We start from the raw sequence: 17,644 nt of genomic DNA, 5'->3' as shown, positions 1-17,644 counted from the left end.
ATCGTAGCTTGTGCGCGGACCTCGGCCCCCAGTGGTGTTGCCTGCTTGCTATTCAGGAAGGTTTTCATACAGAGCAGGCATGAATTGCTGGTACCGCTCGCCATATCGACTTGGATCATACAGAAAATGTGCTTGCATGTATTTTGCGAGAATCAGCTCCTGCGTACGCATTTCAAATGAGTTTGCAAGCGCTAACAAACGAACGAGATGCCAGTCGTAAGCGGGCTCCAGCGACACCATGCTCTCCGCTGCCAATACGGCGCTTCGAACATCATAATGACCATGCAGAACCAACCCGACGGGTTCGGTGTAATGCCCCAATTTATTGCATACGATCCGCGCGTACTGGCGTGCGGCGACTTCGGGGTCTCCATGTTTCATCACAGCGGCAAGGTACCCTGCACTGTCGCCTTCGCTCCCTGACCATTTTGGCGCTAGCCATTCGGCAACGGCCGAATGCAAACTAACATGGGTTGGATACAGGGCCGTTGCCACACGCAAATGCTCTTCGACACTGGAATGCGATTCGCCTCGCCCCATGGCGATGGTCATTCGATGAGCATACATGATCGCCGGTGCATAGGGATCCTCTTTCAACCAATCGTCCAGCATCTCGGCTGCCTCCGCCAATTCGCGTTCAAGCACTTTCCAGCCTTGCTGCGACACCGTGTACCCCAAACCATCACCGCGGGCCTTCCAACCAAACTGAATTTTCATATCCAGTTGACTGGACATCCCTACCACACTGGTTTCCGCCCACTTCTCAGCCTTTGACAGGAATTCAGCATACTTTTGCTTTTCCGCTTCATCCTCGGTCTCACCCCATCGCTGCCTAACCTGCAGCCAGACCTCTGCACAAGTATCCTGGACAATGCCAAACATCTCCTGGGCATCAAGCCCCCAACGATAGCCTTCTCCAGCCAACGCAAATTTTGCCAACTGATCGATCCGATCAAAATTTTGAGTTCGGAACGCAGTGGCAACGATGTAACGCGTTCGCGCCAGGTTGGGAAACTCCCAGACTCCTCGTCGATGAATCTGAATCGCATTGCCTAGATGCTGCGCGACCATAAGCCCTCGTCCGTCGAGGGCAACATCCTTCAGATTTTCAACCTGTAGATCGAAGGGGATCGAATGGGTTAAATCCTCGTGATAGACGTCCGCAACCGAAAGATGCAGATTACCTTCAATATCCTTGCGACGGACGACCGCAGTGATTTGGTTTTGGTTGTCTTCTTTGTCGTACTTACCGATCAGTGCTAATGGCTTCCACAACAGGCGGGGCGATCGCTCGGGTTGCTTAGCGGATTCCTCCGCATTTTCACTCGGCAGTGAGTAAATATTATCGCCATCGGACCACAGTCGCGAAGTAGAGGTCCAACAGGCTAACGAAACCACCTGATTATCACGATTCAGAGCGGTTAACTGTCGGTTGACCAACCGCTCATTATCAAAGCGAAAGGTCGTCACCCCATTGTCAGCGGTACAGAGGATGCCATCGCCGTTGGGCTGAACCGCCAACACTTTCAATTTACCGCCAACGGTAACTTTCAGATCAACGAAACGATTTTCCTTGGTATCCAGGCGAAAGACTTTTCCATCCTGATAACATCCAAAGATCACGGGGGCCTTTGCGGCGTGCTGCCAGGTCGCCAGTGGCTGCGAGAGCGTCTTGACCTGCTGCAAACTCTCCGATGTCCCCACGGTCGCTCGGTGGATTGCTTTTTCATCCGCGACATAAAAGGTATCGCCGGCGGGCCACAGACAATGACTGACCGATCCTTCAACGCCACCTAAGCGAAACTTTAATTGCCTACTTTCAACTTCGTAGACGACCACCTCCTTAGCCACGACCAGCAAATACTTCCCGTCCGCCGAAAGCGCGAAACTAGAGACCGCACCTGCATCCGTTCCTAAATCAATCTCCCCCTGAGCAGAGAAAAACGGACGTTGAGAGAAAAAAGGCTCAGCACGGGAGCCCATCAAATTCGCGAGCTTCCGTTCGGTTTCAGCGTCAAACGGAGCTGGTTTCGGGCGTGCCGCAAGAAACTCCGCGGACACCAACGGTTCATCCTTCGATCGCAAAAAGGTGAACGGAGCGGGCTTGTTGACGATCAATCCACCTACACCGGTATTCCAGTCAAACCGTCCGCTATCCATATCGACCATTTCAATCCCCGCAGGGACCGCTGGCAATTCACTTACCGGAGCAGGAACGGGCTCACATCCGGCAGTAACGACAAACGCCAGCACCAGCAGTCCTGAGAGAGGAAATCGGTTCCGAGCATTTTTAGAATTCAGCATCAAACTGGACCTCTTCCTTTGGTTCGAACATCCAAGGCTGGATGATCATTTCCACGGGGCGGCTGGATTGCAATTCGGGATCTTGCGTCATTTGGAATACGGTAGACCACAATCGGTCCGCCGAATCTCCCTGGTCATTTGCCCGAACCCGACCTCTTGTCAACAACTCCGAATACAACTCTACCGGGAGGCATTCGTCAGGCAACGAAAGCTCCAGTCGCGGGTATCCCTGGAGCAACATGATGACCGCCTGTGGGTCAATTTCCTTCCCACTTAACGCCAGAAACTGCAAACCCTCCAATCGGGCATCCAGCAACGCTTGGGCATGCTCGCGACCAAACGGCTGTCCCGAAAGGTCTAGGTGTTTTAGCCTCGGTCGACCCAACATCTTCTCTAACTGCGTTGGCGTTAGATTGCTGCCGCTCAAATGCAAACGTTTCAGATTCCTGAATTGGTTCAAAGAATCGATTTCCGCCTCTGTCAGGGCTGCCCCATTGATCCCTAGTGTCAGCAACCCAACTGCCGGAGCCAGCGACTGCAGCACTTTTCCGGTGACCCCCGTGTCATCTAAATAGACTTCCTCCAATTGCTTCACGTCACGAATCTGCGCAAGCAGCTGATCGTCCACCACGGTTCCTCTTAGATCCAAAGTAAGGATGGGATTGACCGCCAATAGTTTGCCGATTTCCTCCCAACTGGCACTGGCGTGCACCAAAGCCAAATGCTGAATAGATCTACAAGTAGACAATTCTTGCAAAAGCTGATCGTCAACGTACTTTCCACCGACAGCAAATGTTTTCAAGTCCCGAAATCCCGCCAACACGTTCTCCTGCGAAAGCGGTCGATGAATCGTCAGCCCTTTCAGGCTAGGAACGTTCACCAATTCGATGTGACTTGAAAAAGGGCCAATCGAAATGGTGTTATTGAACTTGGGAAGATTTGCCAGCCGAATGCGCTGCTGGTTCCAAACGTTTAGAGTCGAAGAAGAACCCTTTTCTTCCATGCCAAAGACGTTAGTGGTTATAAAAATCGTTTCCAATTCATCCTTGCCTTCGATCACGAAATCACTCTGTGAAAGATTATCGCAGGTCAAACGCTGCAGGTTGGGAAACTTTTCCAATAGGCTGGCCAAAGAAATGTTCGACCCTGGGTTCCTGCTGACGTTCAAGCTTTGCAGTTGCGCTATTTCACGTAATGTCTCCCAGTCTCGCGAGTTGGTATTGCTATCCGACAGGTCCAGACTCACGATCCGCGGATTTTCGGCAAGAGCCCCCAAGTCAACGCCTTGCAACGGCACCGCCGCTAAATCAATTTTTTCAGGACCATCACTCTCAGCAAAACCTTCGACCATCGCCTTGATCGCTGTTGGGCTAAGAAACTCTTCTTGGCGTGTCGAACCATCCCCAAATTTCCGGTAAGAAGCGACGCCGACGGTCTTTAACTTGGGGACATTTTTAAAACGCAAATACTCAAGATCTCGCACAAAGAAATCGAATTCGACCAGGTTCGGTGCGCCGTCTATCTGCAATGATTTGACCCACAGCTCACCTGGGATCGATTCCGAAGCCGCGATGCGTTGTTGCCATAAAGCGTTGATCGAAACAATCTGCCACAACATCGGTAGGTTCTCCAACTTAATGGAAACCTTCTGCATCCCTCCCATCATTAAACTTAGAAATTCGGGACAGTCGCGTATTTCGATTTCCAGTACCGAACTATTCGCTGCAGCATCATGTGATTGGCAGAGGATTTGCGACAACCGCGGATATCCCTCCACCACCAAATGATCCGTATGGCCCGGCTCTGGGCGAGGCAAACACAAAACCTGCAGTGATTGAGGGCAGATGGGATGCTGTATCTGATCTAGTCGCACGCCCGACCCGATTAAATTCAAAAGTCGCAATCGCGGCAATTCACTCAACAACGTCAACGCTGAAGAAGAGACATTGGTGCGGCCAAGATCCAGATGCCGCAGTCGTTCGATCTGGCTGACCATCTGAATCGTCTGAACGTCCAACTCACGACCAGAAATCTGCAGAACGGTTAGGTCACGGAAGTTTGGCAACGATCTCAAAGAACTTAACGCGTAATCGCCTCCGCCAATGCGAAACTCTTTCAGATGCGGCAGCTGCATGATTCCATCGAGAAGCTGCTGATCGGGGGCGGTCACGGTCACGTTCGTGACCCGCATGCACGCTTCGACAAACGGTCCGGGAAGATGTTCTTCGAGAAATCTCGGCAATTCCGCCGAGCGAGCGTAATTACCAATTTCGTCAATTCCTGCAATCCGTTCCAGCTCTTGCTCACCGCGACGTTTTAAGAGTTGCCAGTATCCCAGCGGCATGGCAACCACCATGGTGGCGATCACCAAGTCGGCAATCGAGAGCTGCCCCCTCTTCGACTCTTTGCTTGCCTTTCCAGTTTGATTTAATGATGCGTAGCGACGACGGCGCTGATAGAAAACAAGTGCCAAAACAGTCGTCACGATCAACACCAAATTGCCTAACAACGCTGCATAAGACCAGCGACTGTATTTCGGTTGGCGTTCCCCGTAGTCGAAATGGTAGTAGAAGTGACAGGGCCAGCCAGCAATCACAGGCAATGCAAAATCACCATCCAAATGGTTAATGCTTACCCCAATCCGCCCCATCGGACCGGTGGTTCGATGGGTGGAATACTGGTAAGGCCAGTTAATCGCCACAACGATCGCAAGGAACACGAACCACCCCAAAACGGCACTTAGTCGGTTCCTGTCCATACTTGCGTGTCCACCCATTCATTAAGTGATTCGGGAGCGTTGTGGCATGTTTCGTATGTGCCACCATCGGACTCGCCAGACAATCGACGTACTCCGCAAGTCATTGCAAAATCCGCTACTCTTTAACGAGAACGAGCTATCTTACCGCCCCCCCCGGTCAGTAACAATCAAATTTCGATGCCAGAGAAAATGGGGTCAGGAGCCGCAAAATGAAAGCCGTTTTGATATCGACTAGAAATTTGGCAAGAAAATGGGGGCAAGAAAATTTGGTTGGGGGTTACTTTGCGAGAATGCTTCCTTGCTTAACTCGGCCCGTACAACCAAAACGATTTCTGACGGCTTCTCTAAATCCGGTGCAACGAATGGCTTGCCATGCGGGGACTATTCGTTCCACTGATTCACGACACCTGTGCCAGAGAAAAGGGGTCAGGAGCCGTAAAATGAAAGCCGTTTTGATATCGACTAGAAATTTGGCAAGAAAATGGGGGCAAGAAAATTTGGATGGGGGGTTACTTTGCGAAAATGCTTCCTTGCTTAAATCGGCCCGTCCAACCAAAACGATTTCTGACGGCTTCTCTAAATCCGGTGCAACGCATGGCTTGCCATGCGGGGACTATTCGTTCCACTGATTCACGACACCTGAATTCACACGCTTAATCTGGAGTTGATTGACCGTTCCAATAATTTTTGCTGCTAACAAGGCACTCACGATCGTTAGGATTGTTCCGACAACAGAAACGGTCGCTAACAGAGGCAATTCAACCATCTCCGAATCGACCATTCGCGATTCTACCCGTGCCAGGATGTTGCCAATGATCCACGTCCCCCACCAGATCCCTATGTAGGAAGGTGCATCAGGCAATTTCCAAGCATCATGCGTAGTCGCCGTAGGATCTGCTGCACTGGCTTGGTAAATCTCTTTCATCGCTTGGAAGGGACGAATGAGATTCAAAAACGGGATGAACCAATAACCGGCAGTCCACCCCGGTGTGTACGTTACACCCTGTGTGCCCAGTGCGCGAACGTTCGCATTCGCTCGGTACATCCACATCGGTATCGCGATGATGTTAGACAACATCAGGAAAACGATTCCCAGGGCCGACAAAGCGAGGAGGACAACAAGAAAAAGGATCGTTCCATTATCTAGGTCAAATTCGCCTTCCCGATATCCAGCAACTGTAAAATTGGCAATCAGATCGGTTAGCGAAAAAACAAGCACCGAAACAGCGGTCAACCACAAAGAGATCCGCGCCCACCACGTGAGTCCAGTTAAGGACTTGTAGGTATAGAGCGAACCATTGGGGGACTGTGCCGAATACTGCGTTGGATCGGCAGAGAAATCTGGAGACAAGTAGGGGTTTTCGGTAGACATGCTTAAAAATCACAATGAAACCAAGAGGACGCCTGACTGGAGTTCATCAGTGTAGCGAAGTCTGAATGCCTTCGGAGAGTTGAAACGCTCTGAAACCCAACGAAGACAGGCGAGAGCAGATAATGCGGGCAAGCGTCTTTTTTTTTCCGACCAAGCGTTGGTTCCCCCGCAACGTCTGCGTCACGTTCGCATCAGAAAACACTTGAGGGCCGTACGATAAAAGCACTGACCTACGTCCCCGTCTATTGAACGGTTTCAGATTTTCTTGCCCCCATTTTCTTGCCCCTATTCTCAAGCATACGCGCCCCTCTAGCCGAACGTACGTTGCTGCACTTCGGCTAGAGGCCTCCGAAAACCTTAAACCATGCCTACTTCTGATCAGCCTGCGGAAGTGGTACTTGGCTTGGCGACATTAGGTACGCAAACAGGTCTCGAACCTGCGTTTCGGTCAGCAAATCGATCAAGTTCTCCGGCATCAAAGAAAGCTTCGACTCCCGCATTTCTTCAATCTCTTGCCGCTGGACCACCAGTTGTTCCGTTGCGGTTTGCACCGTCAACGTCTTTTCGGTACGTCCCACGACCACGCCGTTCAGGACGCGTCCATCTTCCATGAGGATCACGGATAATCTGAAGTTCTCCGACACGGTTGCACTTGGGTCGACAATATTCTCCAACAGGTAGTTCAGGTTATTGCGTTGGGCGCCGGTTAATTCAGGACCAATTTTTTTGCCTTCACCAAACAAAGTGTGGCAATTGACGCAGGACTGAACAAAAAGGGATCGACCTGCAGATAGATCGGCGTCCGCCAATTTTTCGCTGCTCAAACGCTCGCGAAGAACCTGCATTTGTGCGGTTTTCTCTTCCGACAATGCCTCAAGCTCTGGCCATAATTCCGCAACTTTTTTGGCAAGTTTTGGATCGCTGGAATTCTGCATTTGACGAAGCTGGAAAGCGGAGATTTCCTCACGCTCAATCTTTCCAGCAGCAACGGCGTCGATCAAAACGGTGGCATAGGCGGGGCGGGAAGCGAGGGTAGCGATGGCTGCTCGCTTGGAAGCCGTATTAAACCCATTGAACCGCCCAACAAGAATATTACCGGTCTTGGGATCACTGAAAGAAGCCAGCCCCGTGATTGCATCTGCCGCCAAATAACGGTCACCGATCAACTGTTGCAAGGAGGGGACAAGTTCGCCGTCTCGGGCAAGGACCAGCGCTTGAATCGCAGCGCGTCGTTCGAGCAGCGAGGCATTCCCGTCCATCACGATCGCTCGCAATTCCTCCATCGCTCGGCCGTCGCCAAACACCAAGGACAGCTCTCGCACCAGCTGACCAATTTCTTCGTCAGAGTGATCCGAATGGGTTTCAGCGAAGGAGCTCCAGCCTTTTAGCTCGGGTCCTTTTCGCCAGCCACGAAGCGCCTCGGTCATGCCCAGCAAAATGTCTTTAACAATCGCCGGATCGCTATCTGACTTACGAACCAGATCGGATGCTAAAAGGGCTTCGGTAAATTCTGGTTGGCGATCGATTTCCTGTGTCACGCGGCGCGTGATGTATTCGCGAACCAACGGGATCTTGCTGGTCAAAGCTAACTGCACGGCTTGTTCCCGATCGGACAACACAGCCGGTTCAATCCCGAACCACAACATTAGCGGCAACACGCGGTCGTTTGCATACTCTTCTCGCTGAGCGATTGCACTGGCGATGGCCCAGCGGTCAGCCATTTTCAATCGTTGCAGATTCGATGCCAGCCATGTCACCACCAACCCCGATTGGTCCGACACCGCTAGATCGCGATATGTTTCCAACAATGCAGGAGATGGATAATCGGCTTCAGCCAACAACTGAATCGCCCAGACTCGAACATGTTCGCTGGGATCACGAAGCGATTCCTGCAGGATTTCGGGGGTAGCTGCTCCGACGACGTTCAACGCCCACAACAAACGCAACTTCTGGTGTTCGGAGGAAGCTTGACGGAACTGTTGCCGCAACGTTTCTTGAACGGCTTGTACATCTTCGCCGCGCGCGGTCCTTTCGGCCAATTCCAACAGGCATTTCCTGGACAACCATTCCCAACCCGAATCAACTTGATCGATCAGTTCCTCTAGAGAAAGCCCACTTACCGCTGCAACGTTTGGCCGTTCCGACTGCGTTTGTCCGGTATGAGTTAGTCGATAGATCCGCCCCGAGGTGCGGTGGATCCCATCGTTCTCATGACACTCCCCAACGTCGGACCAGTCGGCAATGTAGATTTCGCCAGCGCGACCCGCCAGTATTTCGACACCTCGGAACCAAGGATCGGCTACCTTTAGAAAGTCCTCCGCATGGCGAGCGGTATAGGTCGCCCCATGACGATGCAAGGTATCACGGTTGATGCGGCGCCCGTGCAGGTTCAGTGCAAGGACCGACTGCTGAAGGTCTGCAGGAAACGCATCCCCTTGAAGAATCATCATCCCACAGTGGGCGTGTCCTCCGCCAGCAGCATCGGTCGTCTGTGTCATGATGGTTTTGCCATCCTTACGGATGTCGTGCCAGAGTTCATTGGTATCCCAGTGAAAATGGTCTGCCGTCTGTTCGATCACTCCGTAGGTGTGCGGGTTGAAGTGTTCTCCGTACATACGACGGTAGCGAGCGCCGGGTATGACATGCCATAGATGACCGATGACCGTGTTGATAAAGAACATCTGACCGTTCTGGTCCCAATCCATTCCCCAAGGGTTTGTCGTTCCCGCACTCACGACCTCAAACTGGTGCCGTGTAGGGTGGAAACGCCAGATCCCACAATCGATTCGCGTCCGCTGATCCGGTGAGGCTCCTGGGACTCCGACATTCGATATCGCCATGATCCCGTTTCGGCCGTAAAGCCAACCATCGGGTCCCCATCGCAAACCATTGACGATCGTATGACGTGCAGCTTGACTGTCCCAGCCATCCAACATGACAACCGGTTCTCCATCAGGAACGTCGTCCCCGTCGGCATCTGGAATGAAGAGCAGATTGGGCGCATCCAGTACCCACACACCTCCGTGCCCAATTTCAATGCTTGTCAGTCGTTTGCCCTTATCCCAGAAGACTTTTCGCTTGTCGAATTTCCCGTCATGGTTGGTATCCTCAAGAATGACAATCCTGTCACGCAATGAATCATCAAAATTGGTTGGCAAATCCGAATAAGTGTAGTTTTCGGCAACCCACAATCGGCCCGCATCGTCGGTCGCAAGCGCGATGGGTTGATGGATGTCGGGCTCGGACGCAAACAGTGTGACCTGAAAGTCTTTCGGCACTTCGATTCCCTGAAGGGCTTCTTCTGGGGAAGTCAAAACCGCATTGGCGGGTTCGGTATTTATCGGTTGCGGAAAATCATCAGCGATGGTTCTCCCGCCCAAGCAAACAACGAACAGGGTCCAGCTCAGGCAGATACTGAATTGGCAGACGCGAGCGAGCATTTCCATCTTAAACTTGGGTGGTAGGTTGGAGACTTCATTTGGGATCCCCTATATCATATCTACCAATTACCTGCCTGCGTACAGTATCCACAAACTAACGGCCAACTCTTACGCATTCACTCTGTTTTATCTCCCACAAGGCCTAGCCATGAAGATCGCTCGCATTTTCGCCCACACTGTTGACCTACCTTTGAAAGAAGGAACCTACAATTGGTCGGGCGGCAAATCCGTATCGATCTTTGACAGTACCATCGTGGGTGTCGAAACCGAGTGCGGCTTGATTGGATATGGAGAAGTTTGTCCGCTAGGTCCGTTTTATTTGCCCGCCTACGCGAAGGGAGTCCGGGCGGGGATCGAGGAATTGGGACCGCATTTAATCGGTTACGACCCGCGGGAACTTGGGGTTCTTAATCACCGGATGGACGCGGCGTTCAAAGGACATGCCTACGTTAAATCGGGGATCGACATAGCGTGCTGGGACATTCTTGGCAAAGCAAGCAACCTTCCGGTCTGCACATTGATGGGCGGCTTCCACGGCGAAAAGGTGCGTCTGTACCGCGCGATTTCACAGCAGTCCCCCGAACAGATGGCAGAGAGCGTCGCCACTTACAAAAGCGAAGGCTACACTCGATTTCAGCTAAAAGTGGGCGGAGACCCCGACACCGACATCGCCCGCATTCGAGCAACACGAGCGATGCTTGGTGACAATGATCGATTGGTCGCGGACGCCAACACCGGCTGGACACAACATGAAGCGATGCGCGTCGTTCGTGCGGTCCGTGACTTGGATGTCTATATCGAACAACCCTGCCTGACCTACGAAGAGTGTTTGGCAATTCGCCGGCATACGGACCATCCATTTGTGATGGACGAAAATGTCGACAGCCTTCAAATGTTGTTGCGTGCGAAAGCCGACCTGGCAATGGATGTCATCAACCTAAAGATCAGCAAACTTGGGGGGTTAACAAAAGCTAAACAAGCCCGCGATCTTTGCGTATCGATGGGAATCGCAATGACGTTGGAAGATAGCTGGGGCGGCGACATTACCACCGCCGCGATCGCTCATTTCGCTCATAGCACTCCGGAAGAATTCCGTTTTACCGCCACCGACTTCAATAGCTATGTGACTGTCAGCAATGCCTCCGGGGCTCCGCAGCGCGAACAGGGTTTCATGCAAGCCAGCCGGGAACCGGGACTGGGGATTACGCCGAATTTTGATGTGATCGGGGAGCCGGTTGTGGAAGTTCGGTAGGGGGAGGGTGAGACACGGAGACACGGAGACACGGAGACACGGAGACTTGGTGACTTGGTGACTTGGGAGGGTGTTTGGTGCGTGTTGGTTACTCTCCTTTGGCATTTGGGTCGACATCGACGATTGCGAAGAACAACTTGTTGGTGACTTTGTGTTCGTCGTCGATGGGGACCATTGTGGTTCGCACACTGTTGCTCACATTCCCTCCGATGGTGACCACTTCTCCGTCTTTGAATTCGATCACGATATCGCCGTGCGTCGGGTGCCCTCGTTCGATGTTTTCATAGGTCGCGGTGCTGGTGCTTCGGCGTTTGACAATGACATCTCCGACGGTGACCGGAAGGTCTCGGATCGGAAAGGCTTGAAAGGGATTGTCGTTCTTTTTTAGGCGATTGGCTTTGGCGGCCGCGGTGTATTGCCAATGCGAATCGGCATAGAAAAAATCGTCGCCCGATCCTGCTCGCTTCATCACCCAAGAGATGAACGCTGCGCTCCAGGGCCATTCTGACTGGAACGCCGGATCGTGAATCTGTTCGGCGGTGAACGTTTGGTCGGTCGCCAGCCAATAGTCGCGCAGTCGATCGGTGACGACCGGTTCTCGTTCGGTACGTTCACCGTCTCGCCAGAACAGACGTTCGCCTAAAGCGACTCGAGCGATACGATACGTCAAAGGCTGCGCCCTCACCAATTCGTTTAACCGCTCCATCACGGCTCCATCCGCTTCGATTAAACCGGTAACCGCATCGGCGCCCAAGGTCTGTCGCTGAAAATTTTCGATCGCCGCCACGGTGATCGGACCAGCCAGCCCGTCCGTTTCCAGAAGTTCGCTGGTAATGGCACCATCACGGGGCAATTGATTGAGTGCCAATTGAACCGTCAAAACGTCGGAGGGCTGATTGTCTCCTCCGCGGCCGACAGACTTTGCGATCTCGTCAGCCCGAAGTAACGCCGATTGAACGAGGCCGAGCAGACAGAAACAAACGACGGTTCTCAATTGAAAGATCAATGGATGACTCGATGGGTGGAGGGATCTAGGCAAGAAAACAGAGAGAATTGTGCGATCGATTTATTCCCAGTCTATTCATCAACGAGCAGGCCGGGGCGGCTCATTCGGTGATTCCTGAACTTGATCACCCGTCACGCCACTACCGTTGGTTCGGATGGGCGACTCGTTCACGGTCTCGGACACCAAGCAGGTAAAGCAGTGCATCCAGCCCCAGATTGGAAACGGCGTGGCCCGCTTCTTGGCGGACGATCGGTTTGGCATGGAAGGCGATTCCGAGGCCGGCTCGGGCGAGCATGGGAAGATCGTTTGCGCCGTCGCCAATGGCGATGATCTGGCGACGATTGATCCCTTCGTTCTTAGCGATTTGATCAAGCAGGTCGGCTTTCCGTTGACCGTTCACGATCGGTGGCAAAACATTTCCGGTCAGTTTTCCGTCGATGATTTCCAGTTCATTAGCATGAACGTAATCGAATCCCAAACGATCTCGCAGCCGATTTCCAAAATAGCTGAATCCGCCAGAGAGGATGGCGGTCCGGTATCCTAATTCACGCAAATTCAACAGCAGTGTTTCGGCTCCTTCGGTCAATTCCAGCCGCTCGGCAACTCGCTGCAAGGCGGATTCAGGCAAACCTTTCAGCGTGGCGACACGTCGCCGCAGCGAGGTATCAAAATCCAGTTCGCCGCGCATCGCCATTTCGGTGATCGCTGCAACGGAATCCCCGCAACCGGCTTCGACGGCCAGTTCGTCGATCACTTCGGCTTGGATCAACGTCGAATCCATGTCAAAGGCAACCAAACGTCTTGATCGGCGATAGGGATCGTCCTTCTGCCACGCGATATCGATCGCCAATTCTCGGCTTAGATCCATGTAGCGGGCCTGCATGCGGGCTTTATCAAACGGGTCGCCACGCAGCCAGAATTCGACACAAGCTCGTTTGGGAGCGTCGTCATTTTCCAACCTTTGCGGACGTCCCGAAAGGCGATGGATGACATCGATATTCAGCCCCTCTTCGGCAATCACTCGAGTGACGGCTGCCAGGTGGGTCGCTTCGATACGACGGGCCAAGAGCGTCAAGATATAGCGAGGTCTGCCTTGGCGATCGACCCAATGATCGTAATCGACGTCGGTGACCGCGCGGATTTTGACGCGAAGGTCCAAAGCCGTAGCGATCTTCTCAACCGGGGCTTTAATGGAAGATGTCGCGGAGACTCGAATCATCATCCCCAACAGCAACGATTCATGAATCACCGCCTGGTTGATGTCCAGCACCGTGGCACCCAATTCAGCGAGTGCTTTGGCGAGCGCCGACGTCAATCCGACTCGATCTTCGCCGGTAAAACGAAGCAAATATATATTGTCCATTCGAATTGACCCTAATCGGCCTTACGTCGATGCAATCAGTGTTCGGTCTAGCCCCAAGCGAATTGACCAGCTTAGATGGTTGAGGACGAGCAATGAAGGGTAGGCGAATTCGCGAGGGGTAGCCGGCAAGAGTCTTATTTGGACGTCAAACCGACGGTATTTACCGCGTGCACTTGGTACTGATCAACGTCATGCGTCGTCTGGGAGGGCAATGTGAAACGCATCTCCGCCAACGGAAGTGCTGGGGTATCGCTGTACTGCAGGCCTTGAAAGAGAGGACGCCCAAAGGAATTCTTGGGCTTTTCCGGGACCGAGCCGATCGATACCCCGTCCTTGGTAATCACGAAATGGGAAATCCCGCTCTCTAAATCGGCATCGGCATCCCAGACCAGTTGGCCCCCCTCGATGCGCAGACGACGAGGCGCTGGTGGCGGGGTCGAATCGACTATCTGCGTGTCGGCGCCGTACCGCTGCCATGCTTTTGCCACCCGTTCGTTGGGCAGCCAGACGGTCTCTTCTAGATCCCCTGAAAATCCGCTGGCGGGAAAAGGTTTTGTGACCGTTTCCGAATCGGTCGGGGTTGTGGCCAACCAAGCCTTGTCGGAGTCGATTGGCAACAATGGCTGCCCCGGTTCTTTTGGCAAGCGGGCAGTCAAGCATGCGTCCAACCAAAGGATCGCAAGGTATCGCTGATTTCCGCACTCGTGAGCGGTCAGCGGGTCGACCGCAATCCCGATCAACGCGTTTTGCTTTCGCATCGCTTCAAAAAACGTTTGATTGCTCGGCCAGACTCCGGCGAATCGGTCCCCTTTTACCGTCACACCTTCCTTTGTACCAAGGTTGCACATCCGCGGGACGGCCAAGGCATCCGCGGAAACGGTGTAGGGTTTGATGTCGCGGCCTTCCACAGGCTGCAAGTAAGGCACGCCGGATCGCAACCAAGCGGCGGCAACACGTTCGGGATGGAGCAACGACATTCCGCCAGCCCAGTGCCCACCACCACTATGGCCCCACAACGCCCACGGAACCTCATTCAGTTCTGGATGCCCCGTCGTTTTTCCCAGATCCGCCAGCGCTTGCTGAAAGGTCGCATCGGAACCATTTCGGGGGTCGCACCACATCTGGCAATCGGTCCCTTCCGGTTGTTCATAAGCCGGAGAGAGCAACGCGCACTGATGCCGCCGCGCCAGAGCCTGCCAGTGAAGATCGTAGGCCCCCGTCTGTCCCGATTTGCACGAGCCTTCACCGCAACCATGTTGGTGAACGATCACTCCCTTCAAAGTTTTGACATCTGCGGGAATCCAAACGGTATAGACAACCGGGTAGATCAATTCTCCCGGTTTCTCGGAAGCTTCATAGCGAACCTGATAATAAGGTGGTTCAGCCAAAGGAGCTTGGTCGTAGGGAGGCTGTTGTGCGAATGCAACCGCAGCGAACGGAAGAAGCAGACAAAGGGCAAGGTAACGCATCACAGCACTCGCGGGATTTAGGACGTAGGGCTTAGGACGTAAGACGGGGGAGCCTTAAGATCGATGACGAAATAACATAAGGTCTGCGGCAAAGGTGACATTCATTGCCGTGAGGGTATCGAGCTGGGACTGTTGTGAATGCCGGACGGCTCGATAGGTCATCGCCAATGCATCCTGGATCGCGGGGGGATCCAATTCGATCGTCTGTGTCCAATTCTTGCGGTCGACGCAATCAAGTTCCGCCGCAGCCATTTCTTCAACAACCAGTTCCCAGCGGCTGCGACGATGGCCCGCTTTCTGAACACGCTGCCGAAGTTCAATGAGATCCTCTTCGCCCGGCAGTGCAATCAACGCGTAACCAGCCGGAGCCATGACCCGTTTGATTTCTGAAATCGGCCGACGTCCGAACAAAGAAACCACACGCTGCACACTCCGGTCGGGGGCCGGCAGGATTCGATCCGCATTGGCCAACACCCAAGTCGCAGCCGGAGTCGACCGCGAGGCCAATTTGATCGCTTTTTTGGAAAGATCGATGCCGCAGTAACTGTCGATGTCGTCGGGGAAAAGTGCGGAGGCAAACGAGCCTTCTCCGCAGCCGAGATCAAGCGTGCGACAATCGCTGCCGGTCGCCGTGCCACGGGAATCCGCCACCCAGGGCTGCAACGTGTCGATCAAGCCTTGGGCATGCCCGCGTTCCAACCAGCGGTGCCTGGCCAGTACCGCTTCCTCAACGTCCCCCGGATTACGCGAGCGCCGATCCTGAGGCTGAAGCAGATTCCAATAGCCCCCTTTTGCCTGATCGAAATGATGACCGTTCGAGCAGAACAGACTGTTCTCTCGAGGCTCTAGGATTTGGCAGCAGTCACGGACGGTACAGCGAAGTTGAAACATGCTTTCATCATAAACGGTGCCCTTTCTCAGAACAGTGGTGCCGAGAATATAAAGCCGACATGAAGGGGGATCGGCTAGTTGCGGCCTTTTAGATAATGGGACAGTCGGCTAATGGGACAATCCGACCAAGCAACCGGATCTTCCCTCGTTGGCCGATTTTATCCGAACAGCGATTCGATAACTTTCCCGGACGTGACCCGGTGCGGCCGTCCTTCACGATCGGGGAGCGCCAAATCAATCGGAATCCCTAACGCGTCGACAATCGTCGTCCCAAAGTCCTGCGGGGAGACCGGGTTCTCACTCGGATAGGCCGCCTGTGCGTCGCTCTTGCCATAAACCGTTCCGCCACGGATCCCACCGCCAGCCAATAGACCGCTGTAACAGTAGGGCCAATGTTCACGGCCAGCGTTGGCCGGAGTGATCAAGGGGCGACGACCAAATTCGCCGACCCACACGACCAGCGTCTCATCCAACATGTTCCTTTGCTCTAGGTCTTCCAGCAGTGCGGTCAGCGCCATGTCCGCTGGCGGAATCAAATCGTCTTTCAAGCGATTGAAATTGTTACCGTGTGTATCCCAAAAGTTTCGGCCGTCGTTGTGCCAATTCACCGAGACATACGGGACACCGTGCTCGACCAATCGACGAGCCATCAACACGGACTGGCCATGGGTGTTTCGGCCGTAACGATCGCGTACCGGTTCGGGTTCGCTGCTTAGGTCAAAGGCTTCGCGTACATGCGGCGACGTCAACAGGTCAAGTGCGCGGACTTGATGTGATGCCAGGTCTTTTGAAGCCTGATGTCCCTCGGCCATCGAAGCCAAGCCGCGACGTTGCTTATCTAGGTCTTGCAGCAGCTGGTACCGGGACTGCAAACGATCGAGCGAGATATCGGCCGGCAATGAAAGATCGGAGGGTTTCCAATCCGGAGCGTTGGGATCCCCCGTCAATAGGAAACCGTCGTAACTAGACCCCAAGTATCCGCCATGTTGTCCGGGCGCTTCGCCGCCGGGGGCCGCGGGATGGTAAGCCTTCCAGGGAAGCGTCACAAACGATGGAACCCCCGTGGTGTTCGGGCGTACTTTTGAGACAAGCGCCCCCAGGTGAGGCGAATCTTTGTCGCTTGGCGGAGTCGCGTCACTCTTCAGTACCGGCGCGAGCTGCCCCGTGACGGTTGCATGGCCGCTGGACAAGTGAGCCGGATCATCATGCGACAGCGAGCGAATGATCGCCAACTTGTCGGTGTGCTGAGCCAGCCGGGTAAAATGTTCGCAGATTTGAATGCCTGGAACCTTTGTTGACGTCGGCTTAAAAGTTCCCCGCACCTCTTCTGGGGCATCCGGTTTCATATCGAACGTATCGAGCTGGCTGGGGCCGCCCCACATGAACAAAAAGATGCACGCCTTGGCTGGTTTTGCACGTGGCGAAGCGGCCGCCGACTCCGCCCTAGCCTGATTCCAAAGATCGGTCATCCCCAACCCTAAACAGGCGAGCGATCCGGCTTGCAGCAACGTGCGTCGCTGCGTTCGATTCGTCCGCAAAAGATCGGGGCACCCTGAAGCGGAACGTCGTTTTGATTTGAATCGAGACATCGTGATCTCTTTGCAAGGCAGGGGACGGCGGTGGGACATACGGTTTCCGCTTAACAGTGCCCTCGCATGAATCCGTCAGGACCGATCCAATCGATCGATGGACGCAAACGGGCAGGAGCCAATCGTGGAAAGTATGCGGGTAGGTGGGATTGTTTTTGGGGAGGGTTCGTTGTGTGACTACTATTTCACAGGGGAGCAGC

10 protein-coding genes are annotated in these 17,644 nt (G+C 53.7%); 1 reads left to right on the top strand and 9 read right to left on the bottom strand.

Translation table 11 applies throughout. The features are described from left to right. Window positions 1-48 precede the first annotated feature (48 nt). The 4 genes from FF011L_RS11745 to FF011L_RS11730 form a co-directional block, all read right to left on the bottom strand. A complete protein-coding gene (locus tag FF011L_RS11745) occupies window positions 49-2,304 on the bottom strand; it encodes a WD40 repeat domain-containing protein (protein WP_145351848.1) in 2,256 nt (751 codons plus the stop codon). Continuing rightward, window positions 2,291-5,062 carry a leucine-rich repeat domain-containing protein gene (locus FF011L_RS11740; protein WP_145351847.1) on the bottom strand — a complete coding sequence of 924 codons (2,772 nt, stop codon included), beginning with the start codon at window positions 5,060-5,062 and terminating at the stop codon, window positions 2,291-2,293. Before FF011L_RS11740 ends, FF011L_RS11745 begins: the two co-directional genes overlap by 14 nt. Before the next feature lie 613 nt (window positions 5,063-5,675). After that, window positions 5,676-6,434: a DUF4328 domain-containing protein gene (locus FF011L_RS11735; RefSeq protein ID WP_145351846.1), complete on the bottom strand. Its 759-nt coding sequence runs from the start codon at window positions 6,432-6,434 to the stop codon at window positions 5,676-5,678. Window positions 6,435-6,802: 368 nt separating this feature from the next. Continuing rightward, complete coding sequence (locus FF011L_RS11730) at window positions 6,803-9,880, bottom strand: PVC-type heme-binding CxxCH protein (protein ID WP_145351845.1); 3,078 nt, start codon at window positions 9,878-9,880, stop codon at window positions 6,803-6,805. A gap of 142 nt (window positions 9,881-10,022) precedes the next feature. On the opposite strand from FF011L_RS11730, the gene FF011L_RS11725 reads away from it, so the two are divergent. Beyond that, the gene (locus FF011L_RS11725; protein ID WP_145351844.1) at window positions 10,023-11,126 is read left to right on the top strand and encodes a cis-3-hydroxy-L-proline dehydratase; all 1,104 of its coding nucleotides are present in this window, start codon (window positions 10,023-10,025) and stop codon (window positions 11,124-11,126) included. A gap of 88 nt (window positions 11,127-11,214) precedes the next feature. On the opposite strand, the gene FF011L_RS11720 is transcribed toward FF011L_RS11725, so the two are convergent. The 5 genes from FF011L_RS11720 to FF011L_RS11700 all read right to left on the bottom strand — a co-directional run bounded on the left by FF011L_RS11720 (window position 11,215) and on the right by FF011L_RS11700 (window position 17,444). Continuing rightward, on the bottom strand, window positions 11,215-12,132 hold the full coding sequence (locus FF011L_RS11720) for a DUF2272 domain-containing protein (protein ID WP_145351843.1): 918 nt from the start codon (window positions 12,130-12,132) through the stop codon (window positions 11,215-11,217). Window positions 12,133-12,271: 139 nt separating this feature from the next. Then, the gene (serB, locus tag FF011L_RS11715) at window positions 12,272-13,495 is read right to left on the bottom strand and encodes a phosphoserine phosphatase SerB (RefSeq protein ID WP_145351842.1); all 1,224 of its coding nucleotides are present in this window, start codon (window positions 13,493-13,495) and stop codon (window positions 12,272-12,274) included. 134 nt (window positions 13,496-13,629) lie between these two features. Then, complete coding sequence (locus FF011L_RS11710; RefSeq protein WP_145351841.1) at window positions 13,630-14,964, bottom strand: alpha/beta hydrolase; 1,335 nt, start codon at window positions 14,962-14,964, stop codon at window positions 13,630-13,632. A gap of 54 nt (window positions 14,965-15,018) precedes the next feature. Further along, window positions 15,019-15,855 (bottom strand): methyltransferase domain-containing protein, encoded by an 837-nt coding sequence (locus FF011L_RS11705; RefSeq protein ID WP_145351840.1) that lies wholly within the window; start codon window positions 15,853-15,855, stop codon window positions 15,019-15,021. A 158-nt stretch (window positions 15,856-16,013) separates the two neighbouring features. Continuing rightward, window positions 16,014-17,444, bottom strand: coding sequence for a DUF1501 domain-containing protein (locus FF011L_RS11700; RefSeq protein WP_218933155.1), 1,431 nt, complete (start codon window positions 17,442-17,444; stop codon window positions 16,014-16,016). Window positions 17,445-17,644 lie beyond the last annotated feature (200 nt).

The sequence above is a fragment of the Roseimaritima multifibrata genome (assembly GCF_007741495.1).
GTDB lineage: Bacteria > Planctomycetota > Planctomycetia > Pirellulales > Pirellulaceae > Roseimaritima > Roseimaritima multifibrata.
Note: the sequence above shows the minus strand (reverse complement) of the source record. Positions and strands in the feature narration are given on the sequence as shown.